This window comes from Nocardia sp. NPDC060220, from assembly GCF_042727815.1.
Taxonomy (GTDB): Bacteria; Actinomycetota; Actinomycetes; order Mycobacteriales; family Mycobacteriaceae; genus Nocardia.
In genome coordinates this window covers 1-2,061 of the sequence record NZ_JBHWZY010001068.1, presented here as the reverse complement: position 1 = coordinate 2,061, position 2,061 = coordinate 1, and the positions used below count along the sequence as shown (strand labels likewise).

Sequence of the window (2,061 nt, the reverse complement as noted above, 5' to 3'; positions counted from 1 at the left end):
GTGCATCATCGTCAGGTGATCGGAGATGTCCTGCTCGCACCCTTCCTGCAGCACAACGTTGTTGACCGTCGAGCCGGGGCCCTGGTCGAGGAACGTCAGCTCGTACGGGTTCGTCACCTCGTCGTAGCGCGTGCCGACCACGGTGTAATCGACACCGGGAACGGTGTCACCGTTGGCGTTGAGCGTCTTGACGAAATCCGAACCGACGGTCTGCTGGATACCGGCGTGGCCGACGAAGATCTCGATCGGACCCAGCACATCGATACCCAGGTTGTTGACCATGCGACCCAGGGCGCCGATGCCGTCGAGGCTGGTGCCGTGGTGGGTGGCGCCGAAGGTGATCAGCTTGTTGACCTTGGCCGCGCCGCCCTCGAACTTCGTGTACCAGTTCGCCATCGACCCACCTTGGGAGTGCGCGATGATGTCGACCTCGTCGGAACCGGTGGCCGCGAGGACCCGGTCCACGAACGCCGCGGTCTGCTTCGCCGAATCCTGGATGTAGCCGGTGCCCATGACACCGGGCAGGAACGAACCGAGCCCGCCGCCCTCGACGATGTTGGAACGGCCGTAGTTGAACGTGAACGTGCAGTAACCGGCGTCCTTGATCGGCTGGCCCATGTAGGCGTACCCGTTGTAGGCGTTCATCCAGGTGCCGTGCAACAACACCACCGGTCGCGGATGCTGCGCGGTCGGCTTGCAGTTCCAATCGTTGGTGCCGGGAGCACCCGCGTCGGGATTGAGCAGTCCGTAGCCGAACGCGGGCAGGAACGCCGTCGACGCGGGGCCGATAGCGCCCGGGTCGGAGGAGTAGCCGCCCGAGGAGCCCGAGCTGGAGCCGGAACCACCGAGGCAGTCGCCGGAGCCGTTACCCGAGCCCGCACCGCTACCGGAGGTACAGGCCGACCCCGTGCCGCCGAGCCCGCCGTCGGTACCCCAGGCCACATCGCGGCCCTGGTGGATGATTTCGGCCAGCTGCTGTTCAGTGGGTTCGGACGCCGGGTCAGCCGCCGCCCCCGCCCCGGAGAGGGCGACAGCAACAACGCTGACGCCCATCAGTATTGCCGCACGCACCGAGCGTGTGCGGCCACGAGTAATGGTCATGCAAGGTCTGCCTTTCCGAATGCGAAAAAGGAATCGGCTCGTAAGCCGTCCCGAACATATGCCGGAACAACCGGCACGGAAATCGCTTCCGGTCAGGTGTGTGCACCTCACCATTCACTGTCGCGGAACCCCATGGCCGCGCACAGGAAATATTATTCCGCGCAATGCGGACCACCTTTCGGAATATTTCCACGAGAATCAGTGCAGCAGCTGGCCGAAAGGAATACCGATGCCACCGAAACCCGTCGACCGGCGGATCAGGCCGAAGCAGGAGCGGGCGAAGGCGACCCGGGAACACATTCTCGACACCGCCGCCGAACTGTTCGGGCAGCGGGGAATCGACAACACTTCCACCAATGTCATCGCGGCGCAGGCGCACGTCAGTATCGGCACGCTGTACCGATACTTTCCGGAGCGGTCGTTTCTCGTCGACGAACTCCTCGATCGGCTCATCGCCGATGTCGAGCAGGAGTTCACCCAGCGGGTATTCAGCCTGCCCGTGGCGACATCGCCCAAGAGCAGCGACGACTTTGTCGCCATCGCCTCCGAGATACTCGATGTCTTCGCCGAAGTGCTGATCGCGAAGTCGGATCTGGTTCGCGCGCTCGTCGGCAGTGTGCAGTTCTACAGCAGCGGGTTACCCGAATTCGAGCCGCGATTGCGAATGCTGGTCAAGCTCATCGTGATCCAGTTCGTCGGGCCCGGCGACGACCGTGACAACGACATGATGTCCTGGGTTCTGGTCAACACCGGATTCGCCGCGGTCGTGCGCGCTTCGGCCGACGACGTGGCCGACGGCGACCGCGCCGCCGCCATCGCCATGACCGCGCAGATGATCGGCACCTGGCTGTACGGCGAGATGCGGGGCCGCGCATAGCACTGGGCTCACACCGGCACCTCGTCGCGGGACTGGAGGTCGGCGAGAACCAGGCGCAGCAGCTGTTCGGCCCGGATACGCTG

2 protein-coding genes are annotated in these 2,061 nt (G+C 64.5%); one reads left to right on the top strand and one right to left on the bottom strand.

All coding sequences use genetic code 11. The annotated features are described in order from the left end of the window. Positions 1–1,101: esterase/lipase family protein (locus tag ACFWF3_RS33665; RefSeq protein ID WP_379318014.1), on the bottom strand; the 1,101-nt coding region annotated here is incomplete at its 3' end. A gap of 100 nt (positions 1,102–1,201) precedes the next feature. Here ACFWF3_RS33665 and ACFWF3_RS33660 point away from each other — a divergent pair. Then, positions 1,202–1,978, top strand: coding sequence for a TetR/AcrR family transcriptional regulator (locus tag ACFWF3_RS33660; RefSeq protein WP_379318013.1), 777 nt, complete (start codon positions 1,202–1,204; stop codon positions 1,976–1,978). The last annotated feature ends 83 nt before the right edge of the window (positions 1,979–2,061 follow it).